This is a genomic window from Clostridium ihumii AP5 (assembly GCF_000612845.1).
Taxonomy (GTDB): domain Bacteria; phylum Bacillota; class Clostridia; order Clostridiales; family Clostridiaceae; genus Clostridium_J; species Clostridium_J ihumii.
Map to the genome: position 1 here is coordinate 1 of NZ_CCAT010000008.1, position 16773 is coordinate 16773.

Consider the following 16773-nt stretch of genomic DNA (forward strand, 5'->3'; position numbering starts at 1 on the left):
AGTTAAAAGAGCAAATAGAAAACACTAAAGAGGACTTAAATTCTAAGTTGAATTTCAAAGGGTGTTTTGTAACTCAGTATGCGAGGAATGAAGTAAACAAGCAAGGAGAGGAATGGCTAAAGGCTCAAAAGGAATATCCAATTTTTACAACACATATTAGGAGAACAGAAAAAGTAGATGAAAGTACATTTGCTAAAATGCCAATAATTCTATATTCAAGAAGGTGTGGAGCTGCAAGAGATTATTTAAAGCTGGTAGAGGAATATTTAGAAAGTTAATTTTAAAATGTGTCCAAATTGGACACATTTGGAGGTGTTAAAGTGTCAAAGTTCAGTTTAACAGACATATTAAATCAACATTCAAAGGAAAGCATTAAAGAGGAAATAGAGGAAGATACAGAGGAAGATACATTTGATATAAGATTAATAAATGTTTTTGACTTAGAACCATCAAAGGAAAATTTTTACGATATAAAAGATATTGAAAAAATGAAACAATCTATAGAGCTGTTAGGGATAGAACAAAACTTAATAGTAAAAGAATTGGCACAAGGTAAATACAAAGTACTTGCAGGGCATAGAAGAAGATTAGCATCTATAGAATTGGTCAAAGAAGGAAAAGAAGAATATAAGTTTGTACCATGTAGAGTTAAAAATAAAACTAATGAAATATTAGATAAATTAACGATAATAATGACCAATTCAACTCAAAGGGAATTGAGTGATTATGAAAAAATGAGACAAGTAATAGAAATAGAAGAGTTGGTATTGGAACTAAAGAAAGAATCGGGTATTAAAGGAAGAACTAGAGATTTACTTTCAGAAATAACTAGTATTTCAGCAACAAAATTAGCTAGGTATAAGGCTGTTAAAAATAATCTTAATGAAAAGTTAATTGATGCATTAAAAGATAATAGAATTAATTTTTCAGTTGCATATGAAGCATCTCAACTTTCGGAATCTATGCAAGACAAATTAGAGGATTTATTAAATAACAATGATGTTTCATTAGAGGATGTAAGGGAACTAAAAAGACAAGCAGAAGAGTGTAAACAAATACCAGGTCAAATAGATATTTTAAGAAATGAAAGTGAAGTAGAAGGACATAAGGAAGATATACACCAAGAGGAACAAAAGGAAGAAGAATTTATAAAAGAGACTATTATAGAAGAAAATCAAGCAGAAACGATTAATGAAATAGATGATATAGAAAACCAAGAGCAAATAACAGTAGAAGAAAGCAATGAAAAAGAAAGCATTATTATAGAAAAAACAAAGATAGAACAAAAGAAAGGATGTAGTTTTTGTAGAGGAGAAACTTCAATATCATCTAAAGGTGGAAATTTTTCATTTTACATTGAATCAACATCACGTAAATCTTTTATTGTAGACAACAATACTGGAGTGGTTGATGAAATTGAATATATAAGTTGTCCTATATGTGGATTTAGGATATAGAGGAGGTAAATTTATGTTAGTTGTTACTTATAAAGGTTATGGTGGCGGAATTGTCCATATACCTTCTAAAAGATTAGACGCAGCAAAGATAAAAGCTAATAACTTATATAAAAAAGGTAAAAAGGATGTAATGGTGTTAGAAGTGAGTGAAACTATAATTTATATTCCAAATACAAATATAAAATAATTTAAAAGTTAGAAAATGAATGATTTGATTATTAAACGAATAAAGGAAGTGTTTAAAGTTGGCTAAGAGAACTTTAAAAAATTGTAGTGTGATTAAAGAAGGCATATCTTTAGGAATCGGAACACCTAAGCAATATGATAGCCTATGCGAAGGATATGCAAATAAAGATGGAGATGAACCTTGCGAAACATGTAGAATGTGTAAGCTGAATACAACATATGAGATTAATTAAGAGGTGAGAATAATGAAAATACATGAATTAAAAATATTACCACAATACTTTAATGCAATTAAAGAAGAAAAAAAGAACTTTGAATTAAGAAAAGATGATAGAGATTTTCAAGTTGGAGACGTTCTAATGCTTAAAGAATTTAACTTGAAAGAAAAATATGAAACCATTGAAGGGGCTGAAACTTACTTTAGTGGGAATAAGATATTAAGGCAAATAACTTATATATTTAAAGATGAAACAGAAAGTATGGGATTAATTAAAGACTACGCTATATTAGGAATTAAACCTATAGATGAAGATGTAGAGTTAGAGTGGAAATCAAACATGAATGAGTGGGGAGAGATATATTGTCCATTCTTGAATAAAGAAGTTATGACATATTATCCAGTAGGAGTACCAGCATATGATACTATAACTAACCCTTTAATAAATGAGGATGGAGAAGTTTATTATTATAAATATGACCATGATGAAGATGGTTGGCACGAAGATACGTTCAGTATGTGTGATGCAGAAGAATATATAAATTTGAAAGAAGTTTTATTCTATTAGTTCTGTCAAATTTTGATTATATTGCAACTTAATTAACTAGAAAAATGTTCTTTGAAATTTGAATAGTACGGTGTTAAAAATATATGTAATAATATGTTATACTTATAAATGAAATATTGGTGAGAATTAAATTAACAAATATATTTATTTTTTATATTTCTTAGTTAATATTATCTTTCATATAAAAAGGTGAAGAGTAATGAATTTTAAAGATTGGAAAAAAAGAATAGCTGAACGAAATGATATAACTTCACAATTGGTTCATCTAACTAAGCCAAGTGCATCAATGAATGCTTTAGATGTGCTTATAAAAATTTTAAATGACGAGTGTATAGAGGGTAGTACAACTGAATCTGGTTTTATTTGTGGGAATAAAAGAGCCGTATGTCTACAAGATACCCCATTATATTCACTTACTCAAAATATATACTATGAACAAAAATTACGCGAAAATGATGAAAATAGGAAAATTCGTTACTTAGGGTTTGGATTGTTATTCTCAAAATCATATGTTTATAAAAATAACGGAAGACCAGTAATTTATGATAGAACTGAAGATGCAAAAATGTATCTTCCACATAATGAATGGTGGAGAATAGTTAATCTGGATTTAAGTGACGAGAAGAATTTTATCGATTGGACTCATGAGAGAGAATGGCGAGTTCCAGATAAACTTAAATTTGATTTATCACAAGTATCAATATTAGTTCCAAATGCCAAAGTTTATAAAAAGTTTCTTAAAAAATGTAAAGATAATAATATAGATATTCTTAATAAGGTTGAATCAGTTATAAATCTAGGAGCACTATTTTACTAGAAACAATGTATAAGATTGTTTCTAGTTTTATATTGTTAAAATACCGTATTATTCAGAAATGAATCTGCGGTATTTTTTTATGTCAAAATGCAAAAATAAGGTGAGGTTATGAATGAAATTCAATATGATAAGTGGGGCAGGATGAAATATAATCCTGCTTACCATAGTAATAATGGGAAAAGATGGTCAAAAGATGAATTAGATTATTTGATTAATTGGTATGACAAAATTGGTCCAGAGGAAATAAGTTATGCTCTTGAGAGAACCATACAAACAGTAATGTCTAAAGCAAATATTTTAAGAAAAAAAGGAGTTATGCAAAAAGAGAAGAGGAAAAAACATAATAAAAGATTAAAGAGTTTGAAGTAAGGGTGGGAAACAAATTGAATAAGGAATTGGAAATTGAATATCAAAATCAAGTTGAAAGTATTTTAAGAGAATATGATATGGAAAATGCAACAATAACTAATTTAGAGTTAGAAATAGAGTATTTTAAGAATTTGCAAGAAGGATATAAAAGTATAGATTATTCTTCAGAAAGTGGAGGAAGAACTAATAAAGTTAATAATCCAGTAGAAAGAGCAGTAGTACAAAACAGTGATAAAATAAAAGAATTACAAGTTATATTAAGTGAAAAAAAACTAATTATGACAAAGCTTAATAATGCACTAGAGGCATTAGAATTGCAAGAAAGAGATATAATAGAAAGTATTTATAGAAAAAAAATATCATTTAAAAATGTTGCAAACCAAATGAACTTGAGCAAAAGTGCATTAAGTAAAATGAAAAAGAATACAATGAAGAGGATAGCACAAGCAGTTTTCTTATAAATATATATAATTTAAAAAACAAATGAATTAAAAATAATTATCATCATAATATATAGTATTTGTAATTGATAAAAAAACTAAAAAATATGTATTTACTTGATGAAAATATTGAAATATACAAAAATGAGTGATAATATTACAGATATAATATATAAAAAAAGGGTGATGGGTATGAAAACAAATTTTGCGGTAGAGTCTTTAATAAAAAAGGATGATAGGGAAAAAATATACAAAGTAATTTATATTGGAGTTTCGGTATATAATAGGCTATTGAAAGATAATCCACAACTAGAAGATTCTGAGTTTTTCTCTGAAATAAGATCAAGAGTTCTAAATTTTTTTGTAAAGAGGCAATTTGAAGAAGACATATTATCAAAAGATTTTCCTTTTAAAATTGAAATAAAGAAAATAAATGGATTTGGAAACAAGGCTTTATTTTTACAAAATGATTTCGCAAGAATGAAAATAAGTAAAAATAAATCTAATAAATTATATAATGGTAATAAAATTTCTAAATATATGCTTGATGAAGCAAAGATAAACTCAAAACATGAAAAACAAATTAAATTAGTTATACTTGATAATAGGGAGTTAGAAGTACAACAAGAAAAAAGAACATTTGTAATTCTGAGTTATGGAATTAATGGAAAAGAATTTGATCATATAGATTTTATAATTCCAAATTCTGATATGAAATCTTCAATAGAAACTTTTAATGCACTAGATGAATTTAATGAAACAGTTAAAATTAGTGCACAGGATGAAAATGTAGAGAAGAGAATAGTTGAACTTAAGGATAAGGCAAAGAAGGTTATATATGGAAACTAGAAAGGTGAAATGATGGCTATGAAAGTTATCGAATTTGGTTCTATTAAAAACAATAAAATAGTTCCAAAAAAATTGAAGGAAGCAAGAATTGCAAGAGGATTATCACAAGCTGAATTATCAAGGATTATAGGTGTATCAAGTCAAGCGGTATCACAATATGAACAAGGGAAAACAAGTCCTAGTCCAGTAATACTTATGAAAATAATGGATAAATTAGATTTTCCAATTAAATTTTTCTGTAATGATGAAAGCATAGAAGAAAAAGATAATATAATCTATTTTAGAAGCAATAAAAATATAACAAATAAGCTTAAAGATGCATGCAAAGTAAAAATAAAGTGGATAAAAAATACTTATGAATTCTTAAATGAATATTTTAGACTTCCAAGCATAAATATACCTAATTTTGGTGAACTAGATGTTGATAGTATAACAGAAATAGATATAGAAGACATGGTGTTAAAACTAAGGAACTTTTGGAGAATAGGGCAGGCACCAATAGGAAATCTAGTAGAATTATTGCAAGATAATGGATTTATTATAACAAGAATAAAAATAGGAAATAAGAAAATAGATGCATTTTCAACTTGGGATAATGAGTATCCATATATATTTTTAGGAAATGATAAGGAATCAGCATGTAGATCAAGATTTGATTTAGCACATGAATTAGGTCATTTATTGATGCATAGAGAAATAGATAAAGAAGAATTAAAAAATGACAAAGATTTAGCAGCTAGAATAGAATATCAAGCTAACTATTTTGCATCAGCATTCTTGTTACCATTAGAAGAATTTAATAGAGAAGTGATATCATCATCTATAGATAGTTTTATATTACTGAAAGGCAAATGGAATGTATCTATAAGTGCAATGATAAAAAGGTGTCAAATGGCTAATATATTAACAGATAATCAGATAAGATATTTAAATTCTCAGATGATAAAATATGGTTACTATAAAAATGAGCCATTAGATAAAGAGATTAATAAAGAAAAACCATATCTATTCAAACAGGCATTCGAGGTACTATTAGATAACAATATTTTTACTAAAGAATCTTTGTTAGATAAATTAAAATTAAATCCAAATGAAGCAATAGAACTGTATTCATTGGAAAAAAATTTCTTTGAGAAATCTAATAATATTCTACAGTTAATTAAATAGGAACATTAGCTAAAAATAAAATTAATATAGATATAGTGACTTTATTTTTTATAAGTTTTAATAAAACTTTAAGAAACAAATAAAGTTAAAAATGAAACAAATGAACAACAATAAGAAAAAAATAGAAACAAAATTATATGAAACTTGTGTTATGATATAGATAGTAAAAAAAATAAAACGGCAAGCACTCAGGGAAAAATATAGCTGTTCTAAAAGACTAGGAGAAATCTTAGTCTTTTTTATATGCAAAAGAAAGTAGGTGAGGATGTGGTAAAGATATATAGTTCCTATAAGTGTACAGGTTGTAAGAAAGAATTTGTATTATTAACAGAAGATGTAGAAAAATTTAAAGGATATATAGCATGTCCTTACTGCAACAATAGAAAAGTAAAAAGCTTGAAAATTGAAGATAGTTTAAAAGAGTGTATGAATGAAAGAGTATATAAAAAGATACATGGAGCTATAAGGCAGGTGACAAAATGAATTTTGTTGAGCCTATTAGAGATAATCAAAAGGTTAGAGATATACAGGATTATTTAAAAAGAACAAATGAAAGAGATTATATTCTTTTTATTACAGGAGTTTATACAGGTTTAAGAATATCAGATATACTAAGGCTTAAAGTTCAAGATGTTAAAGAAAAAAGATTTATATATCTTAGGGAGAAAAAGACTTCAAAACAAAACATAATAGAAATTAATAAGCTTTTAGAAAAAGAATACAAATGGTATTGCTCAGATAAACAATTAGATGAATACTTAATTAGAAGTAGAGAAGGAGTTAATAAACCATTATCAAGAGTAAGAGCTTATGAAATAATTAAACAAGTTGGAGAAGATTTTGGAATAGAAAACTTAGGAACTCACACACTTAGAAAAACTTTCGGTTATCACTATTATAGGCAAACCAAAGATGTAGGAACATTAATGAAGATGTTTAACCATAGTGATCCATCAATAACATTAAGATATATTGGAATTATTCAAGATGAAATGAATAAGGCTAGAAGGAATTTTAGTATCTAAATATTTTTTAAAACAGTAAAGCTTAACATAATGAGACTATGTTAAACTGATTTTTAAGAAATGATATTAAAGTATTGAAAAATAAATACTTAAGATATGTTGAATGAGTTTAACAGAATATTAGATATGTTTGATTTAAAAAGGATTTTAGATATTTTTATAGAATTAGAATTTTAAAAGGGGATGATATAAAATGAAAGTTATATTTTGTGATGAAGATGGAGGAAATGAGTTAATATCTAAAGAATTAGAAGAACTAAAAGATATACTTCCAATAATTTCACGAAAGGGAAGTGAAATACAAGTAAATTTTAGTGGAGAGGATTCATTTTGGGGATATGTAACAGGAACACATTTAAATGTGAGTGATGAAGAAATTGAATTTCAGATACTTTTAAAAGAAAATTCAGTAGATTAAAATGAAATATTTTGATAAAAGGAACTCATTAATATGGGTTCTTTTTATTTTAAAATTAGTGAAGAATGGTGATTAAATGGTAGTTAGATTTAAAAGATATGAAGCTGATAAAGAAATAAATAAGTTTTACAAGACTTACAAGTGGGTAAAGAAACGGAAAGAGGCATTGATAAGAGATAACTTTGAATGTCAAGAGTGCAAGAGGCAAGGAAGATTTAGACATGCTGATTGTGTACATCATATAAAGGAGCTAAAACAATATCCAGAGTTAGCACTAGATATTAATAACTTAACTAGTTTATGTAATAGGTGTCACAACCTTATACATGAGAAACATTTAAAAACTTCTAAACCTAAGTTTACTAACGAAGAACGGTGGTAAAATATATAGCCCCCCTATTAAAAAAATTGGATTTTAAAGATTTTCTATAGACCGGGGGGTGTTATGGACAAGAGATATTTTTGAAGGTTTTCATGAGGGGGGTGCACCCTAAGAAAAAAAGGGTGCAAAGTATAAAAATAAATCATAAAGTGAGGTGGTGATTTTGAATGAAAGGGAAAAATTAGCATTAAGTGAAAATGCATATAAAGACTACATTTCAGGAATGAAATATAAAGATATAGCAGAAAAATATGAAGTATCTTTAAATACAGTTAAGAGTTGGCAAAAAAGATATAAGTGGAGCAGAAGTTGCACACAAAAAAAAGGGTGCAAGGGTGCAAGTGTGCAAAATTTGGGAAATAATAAAGTAGCTGTTGAAATAAAAGAAGATTTATTAAAACAGTTAAAAGAAAATGAAACTCATGGAAAGCATTATGAGGATTTAGTAAATGACTATATGGCTCTATGGGATATAAAAAATAGATTAATAGCTGATATAAAAGAAAGAGGTGTATCAGTTGAATGGAATAATGGTAAACAAGTTGGAATGAAAAAAAATGATAGTATACCAGAACTTAATAAGACAAGTGCACAGATGCTTAAGATTTTAAGTGAGCTAGGACTAAAACCATCACCAAAGGTTGATGATTATGACGATATTTAATAAACATATTGATGAATATATTAACTTTGTTGAAAGTGGAACTGTAGTAACTAATAAAGATATAAAAGCAATGATAAGATTGGTAAAAGAAAAGTTATCACAATCTAATGTGTATATAGATTCAGAAAAGATTGATAAGGCAATAGAAAAGATACATGAGTACTTTCCATTTGAATTGTTACCATGGGAAAAATTTATCATAGGATTAGTTCATTGTTACTATGATGATAATACTGTTGTTTGGAATACCTTTCTTATAATGATGGGCAGAGGTGCTGGGAAAAATGGATTTATAAGTCCATTAAGTTGGTACTTTACTACTTCATTTCATGGTAAAAGGGGATATAATGTTGATATAGTTGCTAATAGTGAAAGTCAAGCTAAAACAAGCTTTGAGGATGTTTACGAAGTTATAGATGATAATAAAAAATTACAAAAAGCATTTTATTATACTAAAGAAAAAATAGTATATAAAAAGACACGATCATATTTAAAATTTAATACATCCAATGCTAGAACAAAAGATGGTTTAAGACCTGCTTGTGTAATTTTTGATGAAATACATGAATATGAAGATTATTCTAATATTAAAGTTTTTAAATCAGCTTTAGGTAAAAAAGAACATTCAAGAATATTTATGATTACTACTAATGGAAATGTCAGAGGCGGTGTACTTGATGATTATTTGGAAATTGCTGAAGATATTTTAAAGGGTGAAAATAAAACAATGAGGATGTTACCAATTATTTATAGATTGGATGATGATAAAGAGGTTGATAAAAAAGAACTTTGGGAAAAAGCTAATCCATCTATAAGATATTTCAAACATTTAAAGCTTGAAATGGAACAGGAATATGAGGACATGCAATATCAACCACAACTAGCTATTGAATTTATGACTAAGAGAATGAATAGACCAGCAGAAGATGCATACACTGTTGTAGCTGAATGGGATAAGATAAAAGCTACTAATCAAGAAATACCTGAAATATTGGGTTGTTCTTGTATAGGTGGAGTAGACTATGCGAGTATAAGAGATTTCGTAGGATGTGGATTGTTATTTAAGTATGGAGAAAAAAGAATATGGCTGCATCATACATTTATTTGTCATAAAGCTTTAGAAATACCAGGCAGACCAATTAAATTTGATGTTGAACTGGCAAAGCAAATGGGATTATGTACAATTCTTAAAGAAGATACTGTAGAACCTAAATATATTGCAGAGTGGTTTTTAGATATGTCTAGTAAATATAATATATTAGATATTAAAGCTGATAGATTTAGGAAATCTTTGTTAGCAAGTGCATTTAGTGAGGTAGGACTTCCATTAAATGAAGTTGGAAATGGATATATAACGCATAATAAATTAGCACCATTAATAGAACAATTATTTGCTAATGAAAATGTTATATTTGGTGATGATCCTATGATGCGTTGGTATACTAATAATGTTTATGTAGATACAGATAAAAAAGGAAATAAAAGTTATAAAAAAATTGAGCCTAAGTTGAGGAAAACTGATGGCTTTTTTGCATTTCTACATGCTTTAACAGAAGATGAAAATATACCTCAAAGTGTTTTAAACACAACTTATTTTGGATGCTATTCATATTAAAGGAGGTGAGAAGAAATAGGGATAAAGAACTTTTTTAACAATATATTCAGTGCACAAATGGAAGGAAAGACTATATCAAGTAATATTAAAGCAGAGATATTTTACAAGGAATTTGCAATACAATCATGCATTTCAATAATAACTAATGCTTTAGTACTTGCAGAATTTGAAACATATGAAAGAGGAAAGCCTATTAAAAAGAACAATTATTATTTATTTAATGTAGAGCCTAACATAAATCAAAATGCTACTGAATTTTGGATGCAAGTAGTTTCAAACTTAGTTTATGAAAATGAATGTCTAATAGTCCAATTAAATGAACAATTATTTGTAGCTGATAGTTTTAATCACTCAGAATATGTTTATTATGAAGATATTTATAAAAATGTAGTTGTTAGAGGATATACATTAAGAGAATTATTTAAAGAATCAGATGTAATTTATTTAAAACTAAATGATGCAAATATAAAAAAAGTAATTGATGGACTTTATGATGATTATAGTAAGTTATTAGGTGTATCAATGGCATCATTCAGAAAAGCGAATGGAACAAAAGGAATTTTAGAAATACAAGGACAGGCTCCAATTCAAGGGCCAGCAAAAGAAAATTTTGATAGATTAATGGAAAAAGACTTTAAAAAATATTTAGAAGCAGATAATGCGGTGTTACCACTTTCCAATACTTATAAATTTAATGAAACAAATAAGAATAGCACAATAAATAAAGATAGTAGAGATGTAAGAGCAGTAATAAATGATATTATAGATTTCGTTGCAGCTGCATTTCATGTTCCAGCTGGAGTAATTAAGGGAGATATTGCAGGAGTTGAAGGTCAAACAGATAATTTTTTAATGTTTTGTATAAATCCAATAGCAAAACTTATAACAAGTGAGATTAATCGCAAAATGTATGGTAAGGAGAATTTTATAGATAGAACATATGTAAAAATGGATACTCAAAGGATTAGAAATGTTGATATATCTAATATTTCAAAGGCTGCGGATTTACTATTTAGAATAGGAGTAAATTCAATTGATGACAACTTAGAATTACTTGGTAAGGAGCCACTTAATGAAACTTGGTCTAAGGAACATTATGTAACTAAGAATTATCAATCAGTTCTTAATCCAGATTTAAAGGGAGGTGATAAAAATGGAACAAAGAACAGTTAACCTTGAATTTAGAAAAGCTAATCTTGAAGAAAGAAAAATTGAAGGATATGCAGCAGTATTTAGTGATGAATATACTAAATTAAGAGATAGGTGGGGAGATTCTTTTTATGAAAAAATTTCACAAGGAGCATTTTTAAAAACTTTAGCAGATAAGACAAGAGATAAATTTATGCTAATAAATCATGATTGGAATAAAGTTGTAGGAAGAACAAATTCAAATTTAGAACTAGAAGAAGATTCAAAAGGGCTTAAATTTAGCCTAGAAATTCCCAATACATCAGATGGTAATGATTTATTAGAAAATGTTAGACTTGGATTAATTAAAGGATGTAGTTTTGGATTTAATATTGTTAATCAAAAAACTAGGTGGGATGATGATTGGAATTTTTATAGGGATATAACAGAAGTTGATTTATTTGAAGTTACAGCAACTCCATTACCAGCATATTCAGATACTGAAATTAATTGTCGTTCAGAACAATTATCAAGTATTTCAATAAAGGAAATGAGAGAAAAAGAAAAATCAAAAATAACTAATAATGATAATAAGGAAAATGAAATAAATGAGAAGAGAGGAGCTGAAATATTATCAGCTTTTTTTTATGGATTTAATTTTAAAAATGGAAAGGATGAATAAATAATGGCAATGGAAAATTTAGATAACAATGTAGACATGCAAAATATTAGAGAACAGGTAGATGAAGCTATGAAAGGAAAGGATGAAAAGGCAATTTCAGAAGCACTAGCAAGAATGGCTGAGGGAATTCAACAAAACATATTAAAAGAAGCTAAGCAAGAAACAAGGTCAATGTTAAATTTAGAAATGAATGATAGAAATGTTTTAAACAAAAGAGGGAGCAATACATTAACAACAGAGGAAAGAAAGTATTACGACAAAGTAATTGAAAAAAGGGGATTTACTGATTTAGATGTAACTTTACCTAAAACAGTGTTTGATAGGGTATTTGAAGATTTAGAACAAAATCATCCATTGTTAAGTGAGATTACTTTTCAAAATACTACTGCTGTAACAGAATGGATTATAAGAACAACAGATTGTGAAGCTGCATGGTGGGGTAAGTTAACAGATTCAATTAAAAAGGAACTTTCTCATGGATTTGGTAAAGTTAAAACAGATATGTATAAATTATCAGCATTTATGCCAGTTAGCAAAGCAATGTTAGATTTAGGACCAGAATGGCTAGATAAATATGTACGAACTGTTTTAAGCGAATCAATTGCTATAGCCTTAGAAGGTGCAATTGTAGCTGGCACAGGAAAAGACCAACCAATAGGAGTAATAAAAGATTTAAAAGGAGCTGTAGTTGAAGGGGTTTATCCAGATAAAAAAGCATCAGTATTAACAGACCTTACACCAGAAACATTAGGTAAAAATATAATGGCTCCATTAACTAAAGGCGGTAAGAGAGCAGTTCCATCAGTGCTAATATTAGTGAATCCAGTTGATTATTGGGAAAAAATATTTGCTGCAACAACATTTTTAACACAACAAGGAACCTATGTTTTTGGAGTTATGCCTATACCTGCAAAAATAGTGCAATCAATAGCGGTTCCAAAAGGAAAATTAATAGCTGGTATGGGTAAGGATTATTTTATGGGTGTAGGTTCAGGACAAAAAATAGAGTACTCAGATGAATACAAGTTTTTAGAAGATGAAAGAACTTACTTAGCAAAGCAATATGCAACAGGTGAACCAAAAGATAATGAATCATTCCTAGTCTTTGATATTACAAATTTAAATACAGAAGCTCCAAAAGCAAAGTCTAAATAATGATTGAAGAATTAAAAGAAAAATTAAAAATAACATGGAATGATGAAGATAATAACTTAATAAGAAGCATTGAAGCAGGTAAAGAATATTTAAATGGAGTTGCAGGAACTAGTCTTGACTTTGAGACTAGTTCTTTTAATAAAGAGCTTTTATTTGAGTATTGTAGATATGCATATAACAATGCTATGGAATATTTTGAAGAAAATTTTCAAAGACAATTAGTTCAATTGCAGATACAAAATGTAGTATTAAATAAAGAAGCTGATAAGTGATGTTAAGTAAAAAGCAAATAATGAATAATTTATCTATTGTTTTTAATAGGAAAATTTCTATATTAGAATTTGAAGAAGTAGAAAATGAAATTGGAGATATGGAGCAAAAGCTTAAAGAAATATGTACAATGTGGGTGTTTATAACAAGTCTTACTGGTGGAAAAGAGTATTTAGAAAATAAGAAAATACAACAAAAATTAGTTTATAAAATAATATTAAGGAAAACTAATATTAAATTTAATCAAAGTATGTTTATTAAATTTGAAGATAAAATATTTAATATAAAAGATATAGTAGATATAAGCTATCCGTATACAACTTTATTTGTTGAAGAAAAACAGGATGAAAAGGATATGTATAGAAATGAGTGATATTAATTTTAAAATTGAAGGGATTGAAGATTTTGAAAGTAGATTAAATCAAATAAGTAGAAAAGTACCTGATGGACAAGAAAAAATATTAAGGAAAGCAGGTAATAATCTTAAAAAAAAATGTAAAGAAAAGACACCAACAGGTAAGTCATCTAAACATATAAAAGACCAATATAAATTATCTGGGATTAGTTATGATAGGGATGGAATGGAGATAAAACTATACAATGAATCATCTAAACTTCATCTGATTGAAAAAGGTCATAAGATGGTAACTAAAAGTGGTAAGGAAGTTGGCTTTGTTCCAGGAGTAAAAATGGTAGAAAGAAGTTTTAAAGAAGTTGAGCAAGAGTTACCAATATTAATTGATGGGTGGATGAATAAAATGTTGAAGTAGGTGGTTAAATTGATTGATTTAGTTGATATAAAAGAAGAGTTAAATAATATTGTGAAAAGTATAGGCTTTAAAATTTATGGCCAAGAAGTTAAAGAAGGTTTTGATAGACCTTCTTTTTTCATGCAGTTAATACCATTAGAAAGTAACTTAGAAAATAGGAATACTGTAGAAAATATTATTATGGTTGAAATAGTGTATTTTTCTAAAGATAAAACAGAATTAGAGAATATAAAAATGTATGAGCTATTGAAATCTAAGATATTTCCAATATTGAAGATTAAAGATAGAAGGGTACTAGTTAGAAATTTTAGGAGAGAACGTATAGATGATATATTGTCTATTAAGTTTGATTTAGAATTTAAAACTAGCTCAGGGCTTCAAGTAGAGTTTGAAAAAGCAGATACATTAGTTTTAGAAATGGAGGGTTAATATGGGATTACCTAGTATAGAGATAATTTTTAAAAGCTTAGGTGCAAGTGCTATAGAAAGAAGTAGTAAAGGTACTGTAGCTTTAATTTTAAGAGATACAAAGACTACAGAAAATGTAATTACTATAGAAAGTATAAAAGAAATACCTAAGGAATTAAATGAAAGCAATAAAGAACAAATAGAACTTGCATTTAAAGGAGGATACAGAATACCACAAAAAATAATGTATTATTCAATAGCAGCAGAAGAAAGTATTGAAAAAGCATTAGAAAAATTAGAAGCAGAGGTTTGGGATTACTTAGCAGTACCTTTTATAGAAGAGAATGAAATTGACAAAGTTGCAACTTGGATTAAAGGCTTAAGGCAAGACAATATAAAGGTACAAGCAGTATTACCAAATTGTAAGGCTGATAGTGAAGGAATTATAAATATTACAACAGAAAAATTTATTACAAAAACAAAGGAGTATAGTACAAAGGACTATTGTAGTAGATTTGCAGGCATTTTTGCAGGTACACCATTGAATATTAGTGCTACTTATTTTGTGCTTCAAGAATTAAGAGATATTTACCCACATTTAAGGAAAAGTGATGCAAATAAGAAAATAGATTCAGGAGAGCTTATAGTAATTAATGATGGAGAAAAATGCAAAATAGGAAGAGCAGTTAATTCTTTGACTACAACTAGTGAAGGTAAGGGAGAAGAATATAAAAAAGTAAAAATAGTTAGCACTATGGACCTTATAGATAGAGATATTAGAAGAACATTTGAGAATGACTATATAGGTAAATATGATAACAGTTATGATAATCAAGTGTTATTTTCTATAGGTGTTAATGGATATTTAGAAACATTAGAGGATGATAAAATTTTAGCAAAGAGACAAAATTCTACAGAAATAAATGATAATAAGCTTAAAGCATACTTCAAAAATAAAGGCATAGATGTTGAAAAATTAAATAAACAAGATTTAGAAGAGCTTGGAAGTGGATCTAATGTATTTTTAAAAGGAAAATGTCGTCCATTAGATGCAATGGAAGATTTAAGTCTTGAATTTGAGATGTAGGAGGGAATATATACATGGAAGGATTTAGAGCGGAAAATACCATAAATGGTACATGGGGGGAATTATGGATTGATGATATGTATATGTCTAATGTTATTGGATTACAAGCAAAGGTAACATTAGAAACATCAGATATTAAAAAAACAAGAAGTCTAGCAAAGCATAAAAAAGTTGTTGGATATGAGGGAAAAGGTACTGTAAAGCTAAATAAGGCAGATAGTACTTTTATAAAGTTAATGTCGGACAATATGAAAAAAGGTAAACAAACATCATGTACGATAATATCTAAATTGTCAGATCCAGATTCATTAGGATGTGAAAGAATTTGTTTAAAAGATTGTGTATTTAGTGAATTGACACTAGCAGATTGGGAAGCTAAGAAAAATGGTGAGGAGAGTATACCATTTACGTTTACAGATTGGGAACCTTTAGATTTAATATAAATGATTAAAATAATTTTAGTGTGTCTAATTTTACTAAGAAAATATAATGAATATAAAAATGGAGGAATTAATATGAATACAATAGAAAAATTATTAAAAATGGATGCGGGTAAAATAGAAGCACCTCATAGAAATGTACCATTAAAGCTACAAAAATTGGGTGGAGAGGAAATAGTGTTTGAGTGTAGAGCAATAGACCCTGAAAGGTTAGGAGAATTACAAGAGCAAGCAGTAGAGTTTTCAAAAAAAGGACAATTTAAAGGTACAAGAATGTCAGCAGTTAAATTTTTGATAATATTAGAAGCTTGTCCTATATTTAGAAATAGTGATGTAATGAAGCATTTTAATGCTGTAACTCCCAAAGAGCTAATGAAGAAGTTGTTATTAGCAGGTGAATTAGATGATTTATATAAAGAAATCAATGAATTAAATGGTTATGAACCCGAAAAAGACGAAGAGGAACAAAATGAAATAAAAAACTTATAGGAGAAGATGTGGATGCTCAAACAGCATATCTTCTCTTTTATTATAAAAATTTTAAACCAACAGAATATTATAATGCAAAGCTTGGAGAAAGAAAAATACTCCGAGCTTTTATGCATCAAGAAATAGAAGATAGAATAAAAGAATCTAAATCGATAAGAGGTGAGATATAA

The 16773-nt window shown here is 27.7% G+C and carries 26 protein-coding genes and 1 pseudogene; all 27 read left to right on the forward strand.

Going from position 1 to position 16773, the window contains the following annotated elements; all coding sequences use genetic code 11:
- A pseudogene (locus BN346_RS01860) lies at nucleotides 1-278 on the forward strand (ParA family protein); the annotation flags it as partial.
- Nucleotides 279-320: 42 nt separating this feature from the next.
- Nucleotides 321-1457 (forward strand): ParB/RepB/Spo0J family partition protein, encoded by a 1137-nt coding sequence (locus tag BN346_RS20330; protein ID WP_051539874.1) that lies wholly within the window; start codon nucleotides 321-323, stop codon nucleotides 1455-1457.
- 13 nt (nucleotides 1458-1470) lie between these two features.
- A complete protein-coding gene (locus BN346_RS21465; RefSeq protein WP_158644434.1) occupies nucleotides 1471-1644 on the forward strand; it encodes a hypothetical protein in 174 nt (57 codons plus the stop codon).
- Nucleotides 1645-1702: 58 nt separating this feature from the next.
- A complete protein-coding gene (locus BN346_RS21470; RefSeq protein ID WP_158644435.1) occupies nucleotides 1703-1876 on the forward strand; it encodes a DnaJ-like cysteine-rich domain-containing protein in 174 nt (57 codons plus the stop codon).
- A 12-nt stretch (nucleotides 1877-1888) separates the two neighbouring features.
- Nucleotides 1889-2428: a DUF3850 domain-containing protein gene (locus tag BN346_RS22010; RefSeq protein ID WP_074432663.1), complete on the forward strand. Its 540-nt coding sequence runs from the start codon at nucleotides 1889-1891 to the stop codon at nucleotides 2426-2428.
- A 199-nt stretch (nucleotides 2429-2627) separates the two neighbouring features.
- The gene (locus BN346_RS01880; RefSeq protein ID WP_034438785.1) at nucleotides 2628-3245 is read left to right on the forward strand and encodes a hypothetical protein; all 618 of its coding nucleotides are present in this window, start codon (nucleotides 2628-2630) and stop codon (nucleotides 3243-3245) included.
- Between the two features lie 108 nt (nucleotides 3246-3353).
- Nucleotides 3354-3614 (forward strand): hypothetical protein, encoded by a 261-nt coding sequence (locus BN346_RS01885; RefSeq protein ID WP_034438787.1) that lies wholly within the window; start codon nucleotides 3354-3356, stop codon nucleotides 3612-3614.
- Nucleotides 3615-3628: 14 nt separating this feature from the next.
- Nucleotides 3629-4075: a sigma-70 RNA polymerase sigma factor region 4 domain-containing protein gene (locus tag BN346_RS01890; RefSeq protein WP_034438789.1), complete on the forward strand. Its 447-nt coding sequence runs from the start codon at nucleotides 3629-3631 to the stop codon at nucleotides 4073-4075.
- Between the two features lie 171 nt (nucleotides 4076-4246).
- Nucleotides 4247-4903, forward strand: a complete 657-nt coding sequence (locus BN346_RS01895; protein ID WP_034438791.1) for a hypothetical protein — start codon at nucleotides 4247-4249, stop codon at nucleotides 4901-4903.
- A gap of 18 nt (nucleotides 4904-4921) precedes the next feature.
- Nucleotides 4922-6070, forward strand: a complete 1149-nt coding sequence (locus BN346_RS01900; protein WP_034438892.1) for a helix-turn-helix domain-containing protein — start codon at nucleotides 4922-4924, stop codon at nucleotides 6068-6070.
- 243 nt (nucleotides 6071-6313) lie between these two features.
- Nucleotides 6314-6553, forward strand: a complete 240-nt coding sequence (locus BN346_RS01905) for a hypothetical protein (protein ID WP_034438793.1) — start codon at nucleotides 6314-6316, stop codon at nucleotides 6551-6553.
- Nucleotides 6550-7095: a site-specific integrase gene (locus BN346_RS01910; RefSeq protein WP_034438795.1), complete on the forward strand. Its 546-nt coding sequence runs from the start codon at nucleotides 6550-6552 to the stop codon at nucleotides 7093-7095. Before BN346_RS01905 ends, BN346_RS01910 begins: the two co-directional genes overlap by 4 nt.
- A gap of 193 nt (nucleotides 7096-7288) precedes the next feature.
- Nucleotides 7289-7513 carry a hypothetical protein gene (locus BN346_RS01915; RefSeq protein WP_034438797.1) on the forward strand — a complete coding sequence of 75 codons (225 nt, stop codon included), beginning with the start codon at nucleotides 7289-7291 and terminating at the stop codon, nucleotides 7511-7513.
- Between the two features lie 76 nt (nucleotides 7514-7589).
- Nucleotides 7590-7895, forward strand: a complete 306-nt coding sequence (locus tag BN346_RS01920) for an HNH endonuclease (protein WP_034438799.1) — start codon at nucleotides 7590-7592, stop codon at nucleotides 7893-7895.
- A 157-nt stretch (nucleotides 7896-8052) separates the two neighbouring features.
- Nucleotides 8053-8559: a P27 family phage terminase small subunit gene (locus tag BN346_RS01925; protein WP_423219649.1), complete on the forward strand. Its 507-nt coding sequence runs from the start codon at nucleotides 8053-8055 to the stop codon at nucleotides 8557-8559.
- Entirely contained in the window at nucleotides 8546-10174 is a 1629-nt protein-coding gene (locus BN346_RS01930; protein WP_034438803.1) for a terminase large subunit domain-containing protein, read from the forward strand. The genes BN346_RS01925 and BN346_RS01930 overlap by 14 nt, the downstream gene beginning before the upstream one ends.
- A gap of 57 nt (nucleotides 10175-10231) precedes the next feature.
- Complete coding sequence (locus BN346_RS01935; RefSeq protein WP_051539877.1) at nucleotides 10232-11347, forward strand: phage portal protein; 1116 nt, start codon at nucleotides 10232-10234, stop codon at nucleotides 11345-11347.
- Entirely contained in the window at nucleotides 11328-11984 is a 657-nt protein-coding gene (locus tag BN346_RS01940; protein WP_034438807.1) for an HK97 family phage prohead protease, read from the forward strand. Before BN346_RS01935 ends, BN346_RS01940 begins: the two co-directional genes overlap by 20 nt.
- A 3-nt stretch (nucleotides 11985-11987) precedes the next feature.
- On the forward strand, nucleotides 11988-13139 hold the full coding sequence (locus BN346_RS01945; RefSeq protein WP_034438809.1) for a phage major capsid protein: 1152 nt from the start codon (nucleotides 11988-11990) through the stop codon (nucleotides 13137-13139).
- Nucleotides 13139-13411, forward strand: a complete 273-nt coding sequence (locus BN346_RS01950; protein WP_034438811.1) for a phage head-tail connector protein — start codon at nucleotides 13139-13141, stop codon at nucleotides 13409-13411. Before BN346_RS01945 ends, BN346_RS01950 begins: the two co-directional genes overlap by 1 nt.
- Complete coding sequence (locus BN346_RS01955) at nucleotides 13411-13782, forward strand: phage head closure protein (protein ID WP_034438813.1); 372 nt, start codon at nucleotides 13411-13413, stop codon at nucleotides 13780-13782. Before BN346_RS01950 ends, BN346_RS01955 begins: the two co-directional genes overlap by 1 nt.
- On the forward strand, nucleotides 13775-14179 hold the full coding sequence (locus tag BN346_RS01960) for an HK97 gp10 family phage protein (RefSeq protein WP_158644436.1): 405 nt from the start codon (nucleotides 13775-13777) through the stop codon (nucleotides 14177-14179). Before BN346_RS01955 ends, BN346_RS01960 begins: the two co-directional genes overlap by 8 nt.
- Before the next feature lie 9 nt (nucleotides 14180-14188).
- A complete protein-coding gene (locus BN346_RS01965) occupies nucleotides 14189-14608 on the forward strand; it encodes a phage tail terminator family protein (RefSeq protein ID WP_034438817.1) in 420 nt (139 codons plus the stop codon).
- Nucleotide 14609: 1 nt separating this feature from the next.
- Nucleotides 14610-15674: a phage tail sheath subtilisin-like domain-containing protein gene (locus tag BN346_RS01970; RefSeq protein WP_034438820.1), complete on the forward strand. Its 1065-nt coding sequence runs from the start codon at nucleotides 14610-14612 to the stop codon at nucleotides 15672-15674.
- A gap of 14 nt (nucleotides 15675-15688) precedes the next feature.
- A complete protein-coding gene (locus BN346_RS01975; protein WP_034438822.1) occupies nucleotides 15689-16117 on the forward strand; it encodes a phage tail tube protein in 429 nt (142 codons plus the stop codon).
- Between the two features lie 72 nt (nucleotides 16118-16189).
- Nucleotides 16190-16603: a phage tail assembly chaperone gene (locus BN346_RS01980; RefSeq protein WP_034438824.1), complete on the forward strand. Its 414-nt coding sequence runs from the start codon at nucleotides 16190-16192 to the stop codon at nucleotides 16601-16603.
- A gap of 8 nt (nucleotides 16604-16611) precedes the next feature.
- Nucleotides 16612-16773, forward strand: coding sequence for a hypothetical protein (locus BN346_RS21475; RefSeq protein WP_158644437.1), 162 nt, complete (start codon nucleotides 16612-16614; stop codon nucleotides 16771-16773).